Origin of the sequence: Massilia sp., assembly GCF_031995545.1 — a bacterium.
Classification (GTDB): domain Bacteria; phylum Pseudomonadota; class Gammaproteobacteria; order Burkholderiales; family Burkholderiaceae_D; genus Telluria.
The window spans coordinates 52,142-68,210 of sequence record NZ_DAMAGA010000009.1 but is presented as its reverse complement, the minus strand read 5'-3'; the positions used below and the strand labels follow the sequence as shown (position 1 = coordinate 68,210).

The window sequence follows — 16,069 nt, the reverse complement described above, 5'->3', positions numbered from 1 at the left end:
GGTTCAGCGCGCGCCGGGCAGCGCGCCCAGCGTACGCGAGATCTGCATCGCGGCGGGTCCCAGCAGGACCATCAACAGCGTCGGGAAGATGCAGAAGATCAGCGGGAACAGCAGCTTGAGGCCGATCTTGGCGGCATGCTCCTCGGCCAGCACGCGCCGTTTGTGGCGCAGGTTCTCGGCATGCACGCGCAGCGAGTCGCCGACGCTGGTGCCGAAGCGTTCCGACTGGATCAGCATCGCCACCAGCGTGTCGACGTCTTCCACGCCCGAGCGCAGCGCGAAGTTGCGTAACGCTTTCTCCTTGCTGAAACCGGCGCGCATTTCCATCAGCACCAGCTGCAATTCCTGCGCCAGCACCGCGCTCTTGATGTGGATTTCGGCGGCCACCTTGACCATCGCCCGCTCCAGGCTCAGGCCCGCCTCGACACACACCGTCAGCAGGTCGAGCGCGTCGGGAACGGTTTCGAAGATCTCGCGCCGGCGCCGCGCCACCAGCCGCGCCAGTACCGCGTTCGGCAGGTAGTAGCCGAGGGTGGCGGCCAGCAGCAGCGCCGCCAGCACCTTGCCGCCGCCCAGCGCCGCGCCGTACAGCACCAGGAACGGCGCCGACAGCGCCGGCAGCAGCAGCGCCAGGCCGGTCTTGGAAGCGAAGTACAGGGTCGGCGCCGACGGGTGGCGCCAGCCGGCGTTCATGAAGCGGGTGCGCAGGGTCGATTTTTCCCAGCCCTCTTCGGGGATCGACAGCTTGGTGAGCGGCTTGGCGACGCTGGCCACGCGCTCGATCCAGCGCACCCCGGCTTCGTTCTCTCCGCCACGCCGGCCCAGGAACAGGCGCAGGCGCTCGCGTAGCGCCAGCGGCGCGAACAGGACGAAGCCGAGCCAGGCCAGCGCGCAGGCGACCACGAAGACGATCAGCAAAAAAATCAGTTGGGTCGATTGCATGACGGCCTCACACGCGGATGCGGATGATCTTGCGCAGCCAGAGCACGCCGAAGGCGATCATGCCCAGGCCGCACCACAGCAGGCGGATGCCGCCCGGGTCCTTCCACAGCATGGCGATGTAGCCCGGGCTGCTGACCATCATCACGCCCATCACCGCGAACGGCAGCAGGCCCAGGATCCAGGCCGACATCCGCCCTTCGGCCGACAGCACCCGTACATGCGCCACCAGCTTGAGGCGGGCGCGGATGATCTGGCTGATGTTGCCGAGGATCTCGGCCAGGTTGCCGCCCGACTCGCGCTGGATCAGCACCGCGATCACCAGGTAGCGCAGGTCGGTCAGCGGGATGCGTGCGGCCAGGCCGTGCAGCGCCTCGTTCATCGGCACCCCGTAGTTAATCTCTTCGCGCGCCACCCTAAACTCGCCGGCCAGCGGTTCCGGCAACTCGTTGCCGACGATTTGCAGCACATTGGTGAACGAGTGGCCGGCGCGCAGTGCGCGTGCGATGAAGTCGGCCGCCTCGGGCAGCTGGTGCTCGATGCGCACCAGGCGCCGCATGCGCATGCGCCGCAGCAGGCCCCAGGGCAGCAGCAGGCCGCCGGCCGCGATGAGTGCACGCGCCGGCGCCGGAATCGCCATCACCGCAGGCAGCGCGAAGGTCAGGGTGAAGGCCAGCAGCATGCAGGCCAGCGAGCAGGCCAGGAACTGGGTGACGGTCCAGGTGGCGCCGGACTGCACCAGCAGCGCGTCGATCCGGTGCGCCGGCTTGAAGCGGTGCAGCAGCCGGTCCAGTGCGGGGGCATGGCTGTAGCGGCGCTGCTTGAGGATCGAGATCCGTTCGCCGGCACGTCCGTGCGACCCGCCGGACATGATCTGCAGGCGGCGCGCGATGCGCCGTGCGGCGGCGCCGTGGGTGCTCATCCACCACAGGTAGATCCCTTCGACCGCCAGGATCACCGCCGCGAACAGCAGCACCACGAAGCCGTAGAAGAATGCGTCCATGGCGGCTCCTTGTTTGCGCCAGCGTTATTCGAACACGCGGTCGGGATCGAACGCGTCTTCCGGCACCGGCGCCCCGAACAGCTTGAGGCGGTCGGCGAAGCGCGGCCGCACGCCGGTGGCGCAGAAGTGGCCGAACACCTTGCCCTCGGCATCGACCCCGCGCTGCTCGAAGCGGAAGATCTCCTGCATCGAGATGATCTCGCCTTCCATGCCGGTGATTTCCTGCAGGCTGACCACCTTGCGCGTGCCGTCGGTCAGGCGCGAAGCCTGCACCACCACTGTCACCGCCGACACGATCTGCTGGCGGATCGCGCGCGGGGTCAGGTTCACCGCCGCCATGCTGACCATGTTCTCGAGACGCGCCAGCGCGTCGCGCGGGGTGTTGGAGTGGATGGTGGCCAGCGAGCCTTCGTGGCCGGTATTCATCGCCTGCAGCATGTCGAGCGCCTCGGCGCCGCGCACCTCGCCCAGGATGATGCGGTCGGGGCGCATCCGCAAGGCGTTCCTCACCAGCGCGCGCTGGGTGACTTCGCCCTTGCCTTCGATGTTCGGCGGGCGGGTCTCGAGGCGCACCACGTGCGGCTGGCGCAGCTGCAGCTCGGCCGCGTCCTCGATCGTCACCACCCGCTCGCTGCCCGGGATGAAGCCCGAGATCAGGTTCAGCAAGGTGGTCTTGCCGCTGCCGGTGCCGCCCGAGATCAGGATGTTGACCTTGGCCACGCCCAGGCAGGCCAGCACCCGCAGCATTGGCGGGGTCAGGCTCTTGTAGTCGAGCAGGTTCTGCGGCGTCAGCGGGCTGGCGCCGAAGCGCCGGATCGACAGCAGCGGACCGTCCACCGCCAGCGGCGGAATGATCGCGTTCACGCGCGAGCCGTCCGGCAGGCGCGCATCGACCATCGGGCTCGATTCGTCGACCCGGCGTCCGACGCGTGAGACGATCTTCTCGATGATCTTCATCAGGTGCGCGTTGTCGTGGAAGGTGACGTCGGTCAGTTCCAGCCGGCCGTGGCGCTCGACATAGACCTTGCTGGCGGTGTTGACCAGGATGTCGGACACCGTGGGGTCGCCCAAGAGCGGCTCGAGCGGGCCGAAGCCGAGCATCTCGTGCTGGATGTCGAGCACCAGGTGGTGGCGCTCGTGCTGGTTCAGGACGATGCGCTCTTCCTCGATGATGCGCTGGACCAGCAGCGCCAGCTCGTGCTTGAACTGCTCGGCGGTCAGGCGCTTCAGGCGCTCCAGGTCGATCCGGTCGAGGATCATCTGGTGCATCGACTTCTTGAGTTCCTGGTAGGCGTGGGCGGCGGCGTCGAACAGGTCGGCGCCGGCGGCGCGCTCCTGGCCCGACTGCGCAAGGCGTTCGCGAAGTGACATGAAGGCTCCCGGATGAAATGCAGGTCAGGATTCGGCGTCGAGCCGGCCGAACAGGCGGTCGAGCAGGCCCTTGCTTTCCTGGACCCGGCGCGCGGTCACCATCGCCACCATCTCGGCCAGGCTGCGCGCGGCGGCGCTCGAGCGCGACAGCTGCAGCACCGGCACGCCCTGGTTCACCGAATCGGTGACCGCGATGTAATCGTTGGGGAAGGTGTGCACCACCTCGCAGCCGAGCGCCGCATGCAGGTCCTGCAGGCGCAGCTTGCCGCCCTTTTCGTAGCGGTTGACGATCAGGCGGATGTTGTCCAGCACGTAGCCGAGCGAGCGGAAGATATCCAGCAGGCGGCGTGCGTCGCGGATATCGGGTAGCGCCAGCTGCAGCACCGGATAGATGGTGTCGGTGACGTCCAGCGCGCGCAGCGACACCGCGTCGATCTGGCGCCCGACGTCGAGCAGCACGTAGTCGTAGTGCTGGCGCGCCACGCGCAGCACGGTGTCGATATGTTCCGGCTGGGCTTCGCGGGTGTGGCCCGGATCGTCGGCCGCGGCCAGCACGCCGAAGCCGGGCGTGACGTGCACCACGCACGACTCCAGGAACGGGCCGTCGACGCGCGCGATCTGGCTGCAGACGTCGGACAGGGTCATGGCCGGCTTCTGGTCCGACACGTACAGGGCGGCGTCGCCGAACTGGCCGTGCAGGTCGATCAGCAGCACCTTCTTGCCGGCCAGCGTGGCCAGCGCGTAGCCGAAGTTGGTCGAGATGAAGGTGGCGCCGCTGCCGCCCTTGCAGGCGATGAAGGCCAGGACTTTACCGTCGCGCAGCGCGGTGACGCCGGCGGCGGCCGCGATCCGGTCCAGCGCCTCGTGCAGGGCGCGGTGCACCAGCGGCAGCTGCAGCACTTCGCGCACGCCGGCGCGCATCGCCGTGATCAACAGCTCGTGCTGGTGCTGGTCGGTCAGCAGCATCAGCTGCGACGACGGGTACTGGCGTCCGAGCCGCTCGAGCAGGCCGGACTCGGACGGGTCGGCGTCGCTAGCGTCGACGATCACCAGTTGCGGCGGTTCGCTTTCGGGCCGGTCGAGCGCCTCGCGCAGGCTGGCACGGGTGGCCGCCAGGTGCAGGGGCGGCACGCGCGCGGCGCCTTGCGAGGCGAGTTCCGCGTACAGGTGGCTGTCCCGGCTGATCAGGAGCGCTCTCATGGAATCCTCTGGATCTTTCTCTGGTCTGCTAGCGGCTCTTCACCAGCGCCGCCGGCTGCTCGGGCTGGGTGAACGAACGCTGGTAGGTTTCATAAGCGGCGCGCGCGGCGCGGCCATCGAGGCCGGCCGCGCTGCTGGCGCTGGCGGCGGGTGCGGGGTCGATCACCTGGGCCGCCAGGTTGGCGCGGGTGGCGTTGCCGAAGCGGGTGTCCCAGTACGGCGTGGGCGCGGCGCAGCCCTGCAGGCAGGCCAGCAGGGCTGCTGCCGCGGTCAGGCGGCGCGCCGTCCGGGGTGTCGATCGTGCTCGCATCGCGTTCTCCTATTTCAGTTCGAAGCCGCCGGCGGTCTGCGCCGGCGCCGGCGCCGGTACAGGTGCGGGGACCGCTGCAGGGACCGGTGCAGCGGATGCGGACGGCGGCGCCGGCGCACGCGCCGCCGGCGGCGCGCCTTCCAGCCGTCCTCCCAGGATCAGGTCGGCGCGGCTGGGCGTCTGGATCGCGTCGGTCGGCAGCGCATAGGCGGCGCCGGGCAGCGGCTTGACCAGGCGCGCCGTGATCAGGAACACCAGTTCGCTGCGGTCGTGCTGGAAGTCGGTGCTGCGAAACAGCGCGCCCAGCACCGGCACTTCGCCCAGCACCGGCAAGCCTTTCAGGCTGGTCACCAGATTGTTGCGCACCAGGCCACCGATGGCGAAGCTCTGGCCGTCGTACAGCTGCACCGTGGTGCTGGCGCGGCGCGTGGTCACCAGCGGCATGATGGCGGCGCCGTTGATGCCGGCGGCGGTGACGCCGATCCCTTCGCGCGACAGCTCCGACACTTCCGGCGCCACCTTCAGGTTGATGCGCCCGCCCGCCAGCACGGTCGGGGTGAAGCGCAGGCCGACGCCGAATTCCTTTTCTTCCAGCGAGACCTTGTTGTTGTCCTGCGCCACCGGGATGTAGAACTTGCCGCCGGCCAGGAAGGTGCCTTCCTGGCCGCTGATCGCCAGCACGTTCGGTTCGGCCAGGATGCGCACCAGGCTGTCCTGCTTGTCGGTGTCGATGCCGAAGGCGTTGCCGTTGGTCTTGACGCCCGAGAGGCCGCCGCGTGCCAGTCCGGTCAGGAAGTCGGTGGCCAGCGTGGTGGTCCAGCTGCCGGAACCGAAGCTGAAGCGGGTGCCGGTCTCGAGGCGCTCGATCAGGCCGCGCGAGACTTCGGCCACCTTCACTTCGAGCTGCACCTGCTGCGGCGCGCTCACCGCCAGCAGGTTGACCACGCGCGTGCCGCCGGCGCCGCCGCTGCCGCCATTCCCTCCCCCGCCCACCACGATCACGCCATCGGTCTCGTTGTCCTTGGCGGCGGCGGCCAGCTGGCGCAGCGGGCGGCGCACGTAGGCGGCGGCCAGTTCGGCCGCGCGCGACACCGCGGCGGCGTCGCTGACGCTGCCGGTCAGCACCAGCGAGTCGGCCGCGGCCAGCACCTGGATGTCCTTCTCTTCGGGCATGGCGGCGGCCAGGGTGGCGCGCAGGTCGCTCGGGTCCATCGCCACCGTGATGTCGATCACGCTGCACAAGCCGCTGCGGCCCTGCACGATCATGTTGGTGCTGCCGACGTCGACGCCGGCGATGTACAGGGTGTCGGGCGCCACCAGCATGGCCTGCACCACGGCCGGATTGCCGACACTGCGCCGCCGCACCGCTTCGGGCAGGCGCAGCATGGTCGACTTGCCCATCTGGAGCGCCATCGCGGCCGGACGCGCCGCTTCGCCGACGCAGCCGGATTCGCTGCGCGCGGCGGGCCATGGATCCTGGCGCGCGTCGGCCTGCGGTTTCTGTTGCGGGTCTTTCTGCGCCGCGCCGGCGCTACGGGCGCGCTGGTCGACCGGCCTGGCCGATTGCGCGGCCTGGGCCGCCTGGCTCGCCGCGGTCGGCGCTGTCGCGGCGCCGGCGCCGGGCGCCAGCGCCAGCCCGGCCAGCAATATGGCGCAGGACGCGATCGGGAAATGGCTGTTCATGATGGATCCCGGTTGAAATCAGAAGCATTCCTGCGACGCGTGCAGGCCGTTGATGACGGGGATGCAGTCGCGCCGCGGCGCCAGGGCACGCGCCGGCTGCACCCGCGGTTTGGCCGAACGCATCGCCGGCGGCGGCGGAACCGCGGCGGGCGGCGCCGGCAGCAGGTTGTCCTTGGTCGCGCCCAGGGTGGCGGCGGCGGCCGGGTCGACCTGGTTGCGCAGCGCCAGCGACAGCGTGCCGACGCTGCGCGCCAGGTCGAGCTTCTCGGCCTGCTCGGGCGTGACTTCGAGCGTGACGGCGTTGACCACCTTCGGCTTGGTCACGTCGCGATTGACTTCCTGCGCCACCGCCAGCACCAGGATCCGCTCCAGCACGATCTTCGAGATGCTGCGCTCGCGCGCCTGGGCTGCGTTGGCGGCGTTCGGATCGGGTACGGTCTCGGTGCTGACGATGATGTCGACGTAGTTGCCCGGCAGCGCGAAGCCGGCCACCCCGATCACGTCGTTGACGCGCACCGTGATGGCGCGCTTGCCTTCGGTGATCAGGGCCGACAGGCCACCCAGGGTGCCGGCCGGGGCCAGCTTGGATTCGCTCAGCGGTTCGCCGGCCAGCACGCTGGTCCTGAGTACCCGGCCGCTGAGTTTGGCCGGGTCGGTGAAGGCGGTCTTGGGCACGCTGTCGGCCGGCCAGTCGACCACCTTCAGCATCTCGGGCGTCAGACGCTGGCCGATGTCGATGTCGGCGCCGGCGACGACGATGCGGCCGGTGCTGGCGGCCGGCGCATTGAGCAGCCAGCGCGCAGCCAGCGCCACCGCCGCCAGCCCGAGCACCACCGCCAGCGCCATCATGACCACTGCTCGCTTGTTCTTCATCGCGCATCTCCCCGTGCCGCGCCGCCGTTCGCCGCGGCCGGGATGGCCGGGTTGGTCGTCACGGCGGCGCCGAACATGCTGCTCCAGGCCTGCGCCAGACTGTGTGCATCGGCGCGCGGCGCGTGGCCGGCAAAGCCGGCGAAGTCGGCAATGCGGTCCAGCAGCTCGTGCGGATAGGCGGCCAGCAGCGGGCGCCGGGTGCGGCGGTGCAGTTCGCCGACCAGGTAGTCGAGCGCACCGTCGTCGAGCTCGATGCGGCGCAGGCGCGCCTGGCGCCGCAGCAGCGCGCGGTAGCTGGGTTCGGACAGCGGACCGACCGGAATCCGGTAGCCGATGCGGCGCAGGCAGGCGTCGTCCAGCACCGCTTCCGGCGCCTGGCCGGTGGCCAGCACCAGCACCACGTCGAACGGCAGCGCCAGCGTCGGGCCGCCCGGCACCGCCACGTGATCCTGGCCGCTTTCGAGCGCGGCCAGCCAGCGGTGCAGCAGTTCCGCCGCCGGCACCCGCTGGCGTCCCAGGTCGTCGACCACCAGCAGGCCACTGTTGGCGCACAAGTGGTGCGGTGCGCGCAGCACGCCGGCGGCGGCATCGGGCCGCAGCTCCAGCATGTCACGCGTCAGTTCGGCGCCCAGGTGCACCAGCGGGCGCTGGCTCGGCATCCAGCGCGCGTCGACGCTGCGCCGCTCGTCGAGGCCGCGCGGCTGCAGCGGCGCCGGGTGCAGCGCCGGGTCGTACAGCTGCACCACTTCGTTATTCACCAGCACCGCGTGCGGCACCGCCACCGGATCCTGGCGCAGGCGCGCGAACTTGCGCGCCAGCGTGCTCTTGCCGCTGCCGGACGGGCCGTACAGCAGCAGCGGGCGGTGCGAGTGCAGCGCCGCGCCGATCAGTTCGCGCACCGCGGGCTCCAGCCCGTCTTCGTGCAGCAGCGCTTCCAGTTCGGGCCGGCCGACGCGCGCCGCATCCTGGCGCCGCTGCGACTGGTGCGCCAGCACCGCGCGCCAGGCCGCCAGGGTCACCGGCGCCGGGCCGACGTAGCGCGACTCGGCCAGGTGCCCGGCGGCGGCGCGCTGGCCGCCGGCGGTCAGGCTGTAATGCACGTCGAGATCGGTCTCTCCGGCCCAGGCGACTTCGGCCTGCTGCACGCCGATCAGGCCCTGCAGCACTTCGCGCACCACGCTGCTGGCCAGGCGCAGGCGCCCGGTCAGCACCGACAGCGGGGTCTTGCCGCCGGCGTGCAGGGTCTTGAGCACCAGCCCCGTGACGAAGCGCGGATCGAGGCCGGTGTCGCGCACCGTGCGTGCCTGGCGCGGCAGCACCGCGGCCGGATCGCCGTCCGCCACGCCGGGCGCAGCCGCCGTGCCAGGGGCGCGCGCGTCCTGTGCGGCCGCGGGAGCGGCGGCCGATAACGCTTGCATCATGACTCCTCCTGCGAATGCGGATGGTCTGAAGGACTGGTTCTGGAGGATAGATTCTGGAGAACCTTGATTTGACGAACCTTGATTTGAAGACCTTGATTCGATTCTAGCGAGCGTCCCTGGCAGGCACTTGATACCTGACAAGGAGCGGACTCAGCTTTACAGGCGGCGCCGTGCGGCCTGTCTGCATGGCGTGCGGCCTGCGATGGCCCGGCCGCCGCGCGTTACCCGGCAGTCGATCAGCCATAGCGTCCGATCAGGACCGCGATGGTGCCGGCCGCGATCGCCACGCCATACGGAATCGAGCCGGCACTGGGCCGCTCCACGCTGCCGATCGCCGGCGCCCGCAGGCGCAGCAGCGCGGGACGCAGGATCGCGCCCAGGTTGGACAGCGCCATGCGCAGCCGGCCTTTGACAAGCAATACCGCCAGCGCCATCACGCCGCCGGCGCACCAGGCCAGGATCGCGATGTGCAGCGCTTCGGCCGGTCCGGTGAAGGCGCCGACGGCGGCCATCATCTTGACGTCCCCGGCAGCCATGCCGCGGATCAGGTAAAAGGGAAGAAACACCAGCAGTCCGACGGCGGCGCCGCCCAGCCAGGACAACAGCGCGCGCAGCGGCTGCGGCGACAGCAGGTGCAGGACCAGGGCGCCGCTCATGCCGGCCAGCAGCAGCAGATTCGGAATGCGCCGGCTGCTCAGGTCATTGATCGCGGCTGCTACCACCATCAGCAGCAGCAGCGTGTCGAGCCAGGATGCGACTGCCATGAAGGACTCCAGGAAGGAAAACCCCGGAGCCGGACTGCGGCCCCGGGGAGCAAGGTGATTAGTTGGTACCGGCGCCAGGGGCGGCAGCGGGGGCTTCGACCACGATCGCGTCACGGATGTACTCGAACGCTTCCTTGATCTTCTCGCCCACTTCACCAGCGACGCCCGCCATCACCACACCGATCAGGGCGGCGATCAGGCCATACTCGATGGCGGTGACACCGTCTTCGTCGGCGATAAACGCTTTGATGGCAGAGGTAATCGTGCTCATGTCAAACTCCTTATGGTGGTTGATAAAAACTGGCTGCGACCGGGCCCTGTCGCGACTGCTGTGCTGCGTTTGCCAGTGAGTTCACTGTAACTATTAGTGCCGTACGGCAAGTTGACTATGAACAACTTTCCTACATGGAAATTAAAGATTCTTAGCGAAAACCGTCTTACCTGCAGTTGTGTCTCGACACAAAGAAAACATGAATAAACATTGTTAAGAATAATTGCCTGTAATACAAAAAAACGCTATGCTGTTCAGCTTGACCGCTGAAAAATGCGGCGCCGCTGGTAGCGACGCGTTGTGCCTTGCCCCAAGACTTTTCTGTTGTTCTAGATCTGTAACGACATGGATTCCCTGCTGCAACACATGGTGGACATGACCGGCCACCGCGATCACACCATGCTCGACATTTCCGTCGTATCGGCCGTACAGGAATTGTCGGGCGCCGCCTATACCCGCGTGCTGAACATCGCCAGTGTCGGCGCCCAGAAATTCGTGCGCTCGCGCGCCTGCATCCACGCCGGCGGCGTGGCCTGCCCGGAAGAGCCGCAGGACGCCGGCCCGGGCGAGCCGATCGCCGCCTATCCCGACCTCGAACGCTGCCTGCGCCGCCACGACATGCGCGCCGAATCGCTCGGCGCCGACGGTCTGCGCCGCCTGTGGCTGCCGATCTGGTTCGGCGACAAGGCCGACACCTGCCTCGAGATCGCGCACGCCGATCCGTTCACGCCGGAAGCGCTGTACATGGTCAGCGGCATCGTCAGCGTCTACCGCAACTTCCAGAACCTGCTCGACTACAGCGAGCGCGACTCGCTCACCGGTCTATTGAACCGCAAGACCTTCGACGACCAGCTGGCGCGCATGCTGCACGCGGCCGACGCCGATGCCGGACCGGCGGGCGCGCCGCAGGCCGAACGTCGGCATCAGAACGGGGAAGAAAAGCAGTGGCTGGCGGTGGTCGACGTCGACCACTTCAAGGGCGTCAACGACCGCTTCGGCCACCTGTACGGGGACGAGGTGCTGATCCTGATCGCCAACCTGCTGCAGACCTCGTTCCGCGCCCAGGACCGGGTATTCCGCTTCGGCGGCGAGGAGTTCGTGGTGCTGCTGCGCTCGACCACGCTCGATAACGCGCGCCGCATCATCGACCGCTTCCGCGGCGACGTCGAGGCGCACGCCTTTCCGCAGGTGGGCCGGGTCACGGTCAGCGTCGGCTTCACCAGCGTCAGCGCCGCCGATTCGCCGGTGGTCACGCTCGGCCACGCCGACCAGGCCCTGTACTACGCCAAGGCCAACGGCCGCAACCGCGTCTGCCACTACGAAGAGCTGGTGCAAGGCGGCCTGCTGCAGACCGTCGCCGTCAACGACACCGCCGAATTCTTCTGAACAGGGGCGGGATCAATCCTCGGCCAGCACCATGAAGCGCTGCGGGTCGACATTCCAGGCGTCGTGCGCTTCGTGGCGCACGATGCGGTCCAGGCCTTTCGACAGGTCGACCGTCGCCGGCCGGATGTAGGCCTGCTGGCGGGTGTGGAAGAACACATTGACCTTCGGCGTGAGCAGGCTCGACGGATGGGCCTCGACCACCACGCCCAGGCGCCCGGACTCCAGCAGCACCAGAGTACCGACCGGATAGATCCCGACGCAGCGCATGAATTCCTGCACCAGCTTCGGATCGAAGTGGTGCTTGCTCCATTCGTGCAGTTTACGCAGCGCTTCGGCCGGCGCGACGCCCTTGTGGTAGCAGCGGTCGGAAGTGATCGCATCGTAGACGTCGACGATCGCCGCCATCTGCGCCAGCTCGCTGATCCCCTCCCCCGCCTGGCGCTCGGGATAGCCGCTGCCATCGCGCCGTTCGTGGTGGTGCAGCGTGATGTCGAGCGGGACCGGGCCGATGTCGGGCGCGCGCCGCAGTAACTCGTAGCCGTCGCGCGGGTGGCGCTTGACGATCTCGAACTCGGCATCGAGCAGGCGCCCCGGCTTGTTGAGGATGGCATCCGGCACCAGCGCCTTGCCGATGTCGTGCAACAGGCCGCCGATGCCGGCCTGCTGGGTCAGTTCCTCGTCCATGCCGCGCGCGCGGCAGAACGCCACCATCAGCGTGCACACGCTGACCGAGTGCTGGAAGGTGTAGTCGTCCTTGTTCTTGATGTGCAGCAGGCTGAGCATCGCGCCCGAATTGCGCAGGATCGATTCGGTGATGCCGCGCACCACCGGCGCCACCTCGCCCGTTTCCACCACCCGGCCCAGGCGCGCGTCCTGCATCACGCTGCGTACCAGTTCGGTCGCCTGGCGGCGCAGGGCGGCGGCGCGCTGCAGCTCGGCGCCCAGCGGCGCCGGCAGCGGGCGCTGCGGGCGCAGGTCCGCAGACGGGTCCGGCTGCGGCCGCGCTCCCGGCGCCGGTGCGGCCGCCAGCGCCACCACCTCGGCCTCCGTACGCTGCGCCGCCTGCGCCACGCCCGGGGCGCCGTCCACGTCCAGTCCGCGTCCGCAATCGATCACCACGCCGCGGATGCGCGCCGCGGCGATCTTCCGGATCTCGTCTTCGCTGCTCAGCAGGAAGCGGTTGCGCATGAACGGATGCTCCATCCAGCCACAGTCGAGGTCGTGGATGAACATGCCGACCTTCAGCTGCGAAGAATCCACTTTTTTCAGCATCGTGCCTGTCTCTGTCGTTGTCTATTGCCTGTGCAGCCTTATGCACCAAGTATAAGCGCGACATTACACCAGATAACCATTTGTTGCCAACGGGATACAACCCATCATTAAGGTGGCATGAAGCCAGGCTGCCGGTGAGCCAACACGAGCACAACACATCCACGCCACTGCTTGACGCGCAGTGCTTGACGCGCAGTGCTTGACGTTAACGTTAACGTCATATACCGTACCAGCACCCTCGTCCTCATCCGAATCCCCCAGGACCGCTGCCATGAACGACATTACCCCCGCCGCCAAACTCGCGCTCGCCGACCAGCCGACGCTCGCCAACAAGGTCCGCTTCGTCACCGCCGCCTCGCTGTTCGACGGCCACGACGCCTCGATCAACATCATGCGCCGCATCCTGCAGTCGAACGGCGCCGAGGTGATCCACCTGGGCCACAACCGCTCGGTCGACGAGGTGGTGACGGCGGCACTGAGCGAGGACGCGCAGGGCATCGCGATTTCCAGCTACCAGGGCGGCCACGTCGAATACTTCAAGTACATGATCGACCTGCTGCGCCAGCGCGGTGGCGAACACATCAAGGTGTTCGGCGGCGGCGGGGGCGTGATCGTGCCGCACGAGATCGAAGAACTGCATGCCTACGGCGTGACGCGCATCTTCAGCCCCGAGGATGGCCAGCGCATGGGCCTGGTCGGCATGATCCGCTCGATGCTGGAAACCTGCGACGTCGACCTGTCCGGCTTCGCCCCGGCTTCGCTGGCGCCGCTGCGCGAAGGCGACGTCGCCGCGCGCCACCGCCCGCTGGCGCAGCTGATCACGGCGTTAGAGAGCGGCAAGGTGGCCCCGGGTCTGCGCCGGGAAATCCTGGAAGCCGCCGACGCCGTGCGCGTGCCTACCCTGGGCATCACCGGCACCGGCGGCGCCGGCAAATCCTCGCTCACCGATGAACTGATCCGCCGCATCCGCCTCGACCAGGGCGACCGCCTCAACATCGCGGTGATCTCGATCGACCCGTCGCGCCGCAAGTCGGGCGGCGCCCTGCTGGGCGACCGCATCCGCATGAACGCGATCAACCCGTGGAACGGCCAGAGCCGCGTGTTCATGCGCTCGCTCGCCACGCGCGACGCCGGTTCCGAGATCTCGCAGGCGCTGCCCGACGTGATCGCGGCCTGCAAGGTGGCCGGCTTCGACCTGGTGATCGTCGAGACCTCGGGCATCGGCCAGGGCGACGCCGCCATCGTGCCGCACGTCGACACCGCGATGTACGTGATGACGCCGGAATTCGGCGCCGCCTCCCAGCTCGAGAAAATCGACATGCTCGATTTCGCCGACTTCATCGCCATCAACAAATTCGACCGCAAGGGCGCCCAGGACGCGCTGCGCGACGTCGCCAAGCAGTACCAGCGCAACCGCGAGCTGTGGAGCCAGAGCCCGGAGCAGATGCCGGTGTACGGCACCCAGGCCTCGCGCTTCAACGACGACGGCGTCACCGCCCTGTACCACGGCCTGCTGCCGAAGCTGGCCGAGCTGGGACTGAAGGTGGCAGGCGGCAGCCTGCAGGCCCCCGGCCAGAAGTACTCGAGCGGCAAGCACGTGATCGTGCCGCCGGCGCGCAGCCGCTACCTGGCCGAAATCGCCGACACCGTGCGCGGCTACCACCGCAACGTCGGCAGGCAGGTGAAGCTGGCGCGCGAACGCCAGCAGCTGACCGAAGCCAGGCGCATGCTGGCCGCGGCCGAACGCGAGGCGCCGTTCGACGACCTGATCGCGCAGCGCGACAACGCCATGAGCGGCGAAGCGAAGGAACTGGTGGCGTCCTGGCCGCAGCTGCAGCACACCTACGCCGGCGATGAACATGTCGTGAAAATCCGCGACAAGGAAATCCGCACCCGCCTGGTCCACACCACCCTGTCGGGCAACCCGATCCGCAAGGTGGCGCTGCCGCGCTTCGAGGACCACGGCGAGATCCTGCGCTTCCTGATGCTGGAAAACGTGCCCGGCGCCTTCCCCTACACCGCCGGCGTGTTCCCGTTCAAGCGCGAAGGCGAAGACCCGACCCGCATGTTCGCCGGCGAGGGCGACGCCTTCCGCACCAACAAGCGTTTTAAACTGGTCTCGACCGGGATGGACGCGAAACGCCTGTCGACCGCCTTCGATTCGGTCACCTTGTACGGCGCCGACCCGGCGCTGCGCCCCGACATCTACGGCAAGGTCGGCAACTCGGGGGTGTCGATCGCGACCCTGGATGACATGAAGGTGCTGTACGACGGCTTCGACCTGTGCAGTCCGAGTACCTCGGTCTCGATGACCATCAACGGCCCGGCGCCGACCATCCTGGCGATGTTCATGAACACCGCCATCGACCAGCAGATCGACAAATTCACCCAGGAGCAGGGCCGCGCCCCGAGCGACGAAGAAGCGGCGAAGATCCGCGCCTGGGTTCTCACCGCCGTGCGCGGCACGGTGCAGGCCGACATCCTGAAGGAAGACCAGGGCCAGAACACCTGCATCTTCTCGACCGAGTTCTCGCTCAAGGTGATGGGCGACATCCAGGAGTACTTCGTCACACACGGCGTACGCAACTTCTACTCGGTGTCGATCTCGGGCTACCACATCGCCGAAGCCGGTGCGAACCCGATCTCGCAGCTGGCCTTCACGCTGTCGAACGGCTTCACCTTCGTCGAAGCCTACCTGGCGCGCGGCATGCACATCGACGACTTCGCGCCGAATCTGTCGTTCTTCTTCTCGAACGGCATGGACCCGGAATACACGGTGCTGGGCCGGGTGGCGCGCCGCATCTGGGCGGTGGCGATGCGCGACAAGTACGGCGCCAACGACCGCTCGCAAAAACTCAAGTACCACATCCAGACCTCGGGCCGCTCGCTGCACGCGCAGGAGATCGACTTCAACGACATCCGCACCACGCTGCAGGCACTGATCGCGATCTACGACAACTGCAACTCGCTGCACACCAACGCCTACGACGAAGCGATCACCACCCCGACCGACGAATCGGTGCGCAGGGCATTGGCGATCCAGCTGATCATCAACCGCGAATGGGGCCTGGCCAAAAACGAGAACCCGAACCAGGGTGCCTTCATCATCGACGAACTGACCGACCTGGTCGAAGAGCAGGTGCTGCAGGAATTCGAGCGCATCGCCGAACGCGGCGGCGTGCTGGGCGCGATGGAGACCGGCTACCAGCGCGGCAAGATCCAGGAAGAGTCGATGCTGTACGAGCACAAGAAGCACGACGGCTCGCTGCCGATCATCGGCGTCAACACCTTCCGCAACCCGAAGGGCGCGGGCGCCCCGGCCACCATCGAACTGGCGCGCTCCACCGACGACGAAAAACAGTCGCAGCTGCAGCGCCTGGACGCCTTCCACGCGCGCCATGCGGATGCGGCCCCCGCCGCGCTGGCGGCGCTGCGCCAGGCCGCGATCGACAACGAGAACGTGTTCGCGCGCCTGATGGACGCGGTGCGCGTGTGCTCGCTGGGCCAGATCACGACCGCGCTGTTCGAGGTGGGTGGGCAGTACCGGCGCAATATGTAGCCCGGCAGATGACAGCG

At 68.3% G+C, this 16,069-nt stretch carries 13 protein-coding genes; 2 read left to right on the top strand and 11 right to left on the bottom strand.

Features of this window, described 5'->3' with window-relative positions; all coding sequences use genetic code 11:
• Positions 1-3: 3 nt before the first annotated feature.
• The 10 genes from RTQ83_RS09105 to RTQ83_RS09060 form a co-directional block, all read right to left on the bottom strand.
• Positions 4-942 (bottom strand): type II secretion system F family protein, encoded by a 939-nt coding sequence (locus RTQ83_RS09105; protein ID WP_312513537.1) that lies wholly within the window; start codon positions 940-942, stop codon positions 4-6.
• 7 nt (positions 943-949) lie between these two features.
• Complete coding sequence (locus tag RTQ83_RS09100) at positions 950-1,942, bottom strand: type II secretion system F family protein (RefSeq protein ID WP_312513535.1); 993 nt, start codon at positions 1,940-1,942, stop codon at positions 950-952.
• Between the two features lie 24 nt (positions 1,943-1,966).
• Positions 1,967-3,313 (bottom strand): CpaF family protein, encoded by a 1,347-nt coding sequence (locus tag RTQ83_RS09095; RefSeq protein WP_312513533.1) that lies wholly within the window; start codon positions 3,311-3,313, stop codon positions 1,967-1,969.
• A gap of 24 nt (positions 3,314-3,337) precedes the next feature.
• On the bottom strand, positions 3,338-4,513 hold the full coding sequence (locus RTQ83_RS09090; protein WP_312513531.1) for a CpaE family protein: 1,176 nt from the start codon (positions 4,511-4,513) through the stop codon (positions 3,338-3,340).
• 28 nt (positions 4,514-4,541) lie between these two features.
• Complete coding sequence (locus RTQ83_RS09085; RefSeq protein ID WP_312513529.1) at positions 4,542-4,823, bottom strand: hypothetical protein; 282 nt, start codon at positions 4,821-4,823, stop codon at positions 4,542-4,544.
• Positions 4,824-4,832: 9 nt separating this feature from the next.
• Complete coding sequence (locus RTQ83_RS09080) at positions 4,833-6,506, bottom strand: type II and III secretion system protein family protein (protein WP_312513527.1); 1,674 nt, start codon at positions 6,504-6,506, stop codon at positions 4,833-4,835.
• An 18-nt stretch (positions 6,507-6,524) separates the two neighbouring features.
• The gene (gene cpaB / locus RTQ83_RS09075; protein WP_312513525.1) at positions 6,525-7,379 is read right to left on the bottom strand and encodes a Flp pilus assembly protein CpaB; all 855 of its coding nucleotides are present in this window, start codon (positions 7,377-7,379) and stop codon (positions 6,525-6,527) included.
• The gene (locus tag RTQ83_RS09070) at positions 7,376-8,800 is read right to left on the bottom strand and encodes an ATP-binding protein (RefSeq protein WP_312513523.1); all 1,425 of its coding nucleotides are present in this window, start codon (positions 8,798-8,800) and stop codon (positions 7,376-7,378) included. The genes cpaB and RTQ83_RS09070 overlap by 4 nt, the downstream gene beginning before the upstream one ends.
• A 236-nt stretch (positions 8,801-9,036) precedes the next feature.
• On the bottom strand, positions 9,037-9,564 hold the full coding sequence (locus tag RTQ83_RS09065) for a prepilin peptidase (RefSeq protein WP_312513521.1): 528 nt from the start codon (positions 9,562-9,564) through the stop codon (positions 9,037-9,039).
• Positions 9,565-9,622: 58 nt separating this feature from the next.
• Positions 9,623-9,835 carry a Flp family type IVb pilin gene (locus RTQ83_RS09060; RefSeq protein WP_312513519.1) on the bottom strand — a complete coding sequence of 71 codons (213 nt, stop codon included), beginning with the start codon at positions 9,833-9,835 and terminating at the stop codon, positions 9,623-9,625.
• A gap of 345 nt (positions 9,836-10,180) precedes the next feature.
• On the opposite strand from RTQ83_RS09060, the gene RTQ83_RS09055 reads away from it, so the two are divergent.
• Complete coding sequence (locus RTQ83_RS09055) at positions 10,181-11,221, top strand: GGDEF domain-containing protein (protein ID WP_312513518.1); 1,041 nt, start codon at positions 10,181-10,183, stop codon at positions 11,219-11,221.
• Positions 11,222-11,233: 12 nt separating this feature from the next.
• On the opposite strand, the gene RTQ83_RS09050 is transcribed toward RTQ83_RS09055, so the two are convergent.
• Positions 11,234-12,493: an HD-GYP domain-containing protein gene (locus tag RTQ83_RS09050; protein ID WP_312513515.1), complete on the bottom strand. Its 1,260-nt coding sequence runs from the start codon at positions 12,491-12,493 to the stop codon at positions 11,234-11,236.
• A 271-nt stretch (positions 12,494-12,764) separates the two neighbouring features.
• On the opposite strand from RTQ83_RS09050, the gene icmF reads away from it, so the two are divergent.
• A complete protein-coding gene (gene icmF / locus RTQ83_RS09045) occupies positions 12,765-16,052 on the top strand; it encodes a fused isobutyryl-CoA mutase/GTPase IcmF (RefSeq protein WP_312513513.1) in 3,288 nt (1,095 codons plus the stop codon).
• The last annotated feature ends 17 nt before the right edge of the window (positions 16,053-16,069 follow it).

Coding starts and splice junctions, on each gene's coding strand:
- cpaB (WP_312513525.1), bottom strand. CDS start 7,379: ATGAAGAACAAGCGAGCAGTGGTCATGATGGCGCTGGCGGTGGTGCTC.
- RTQ83_RS09080 (WP_312513527.1), bottom strand. CDS start 6,506: ATGAACAGCCATTTCCCGATCGCGTCCTGCGCCATATTGCTGGCCGGG.
- RTQ83_RS09105 (WP_312513537.1), bottom strand. CDS start 942: ATGCAATCGACCCAACTGATTTTTTTGCTGATCGTCTTCGTGGTCGCC.
- RTQ83_RS09060 (WP_312513519.1), bottom strand. CDS start 9,835: ATGAGCACGATTACCTCTGCCATCAAAGCGTTTATCGCCGACGAAGAC.
- RTQ83_RS09100 (WP_312513535.1), bottom strand. CDS start 1,942: ATGGACGCATTCTTCTACGGCTTCGTGGTGCTGCTGTTCGCGGCGGTG.
- RTQ83_RS09050 (WP_312513515.1), bottom strand. CDS start 12,493: ATGCTGAAAAAAGTGGATTCTTCGCAGCTGAAGGTCGGCATGTTCATC.
- RTQ83_RS09090 (WP_312513531.1), bottom strand. CDS start 4,513: ATGAGAGCGCTCCTGATCAGCCGGGACAGCCACCTGTACGCGGAACTC.
- RTQ83_RS09085 (WP_312513529.1), bottom strand. CDS start 4,823: ATGCGAGCACGATCGACACCCCGGACGGCGCGCCGCCTGACCGCGGCA.
- RTQ83_RS09055 (WP_312513518.1), top strand. CDS start 10,181: ATGGATTCCCTGCTGCAACACATGGTGGACATGACCGGCCACCGCGAT.
- RTQ83_RS09070 (WP_312513523.1), bottom strand. CDS start 8,800: ATGATGCAAGCGTTATCGGCCGCCGCTCCCGCGGCCGCACAGGACGCG.
- RTQ83_RS09095 (WP_312513533.1), bottom strand. CDS start 3,313: ATGTCACTTCGCGAACGCCTTGCGCAGTCGGGCCAGGAGCGCGCCGCC.
- icmF (WP_312513513.1), top strand. CDS start 12,765: ATGAACGACATTACCCCCGCCGCCAAACTCGCGCTCGCCGACCAGCCG.
- RTQ83_RS09065 (WP_312513521.1), bottom strand. CDS start 9,564: ATGGCAGTCGCATCCTGGCTCGACACGCTGCTGCTGCTGATGGTGGTA.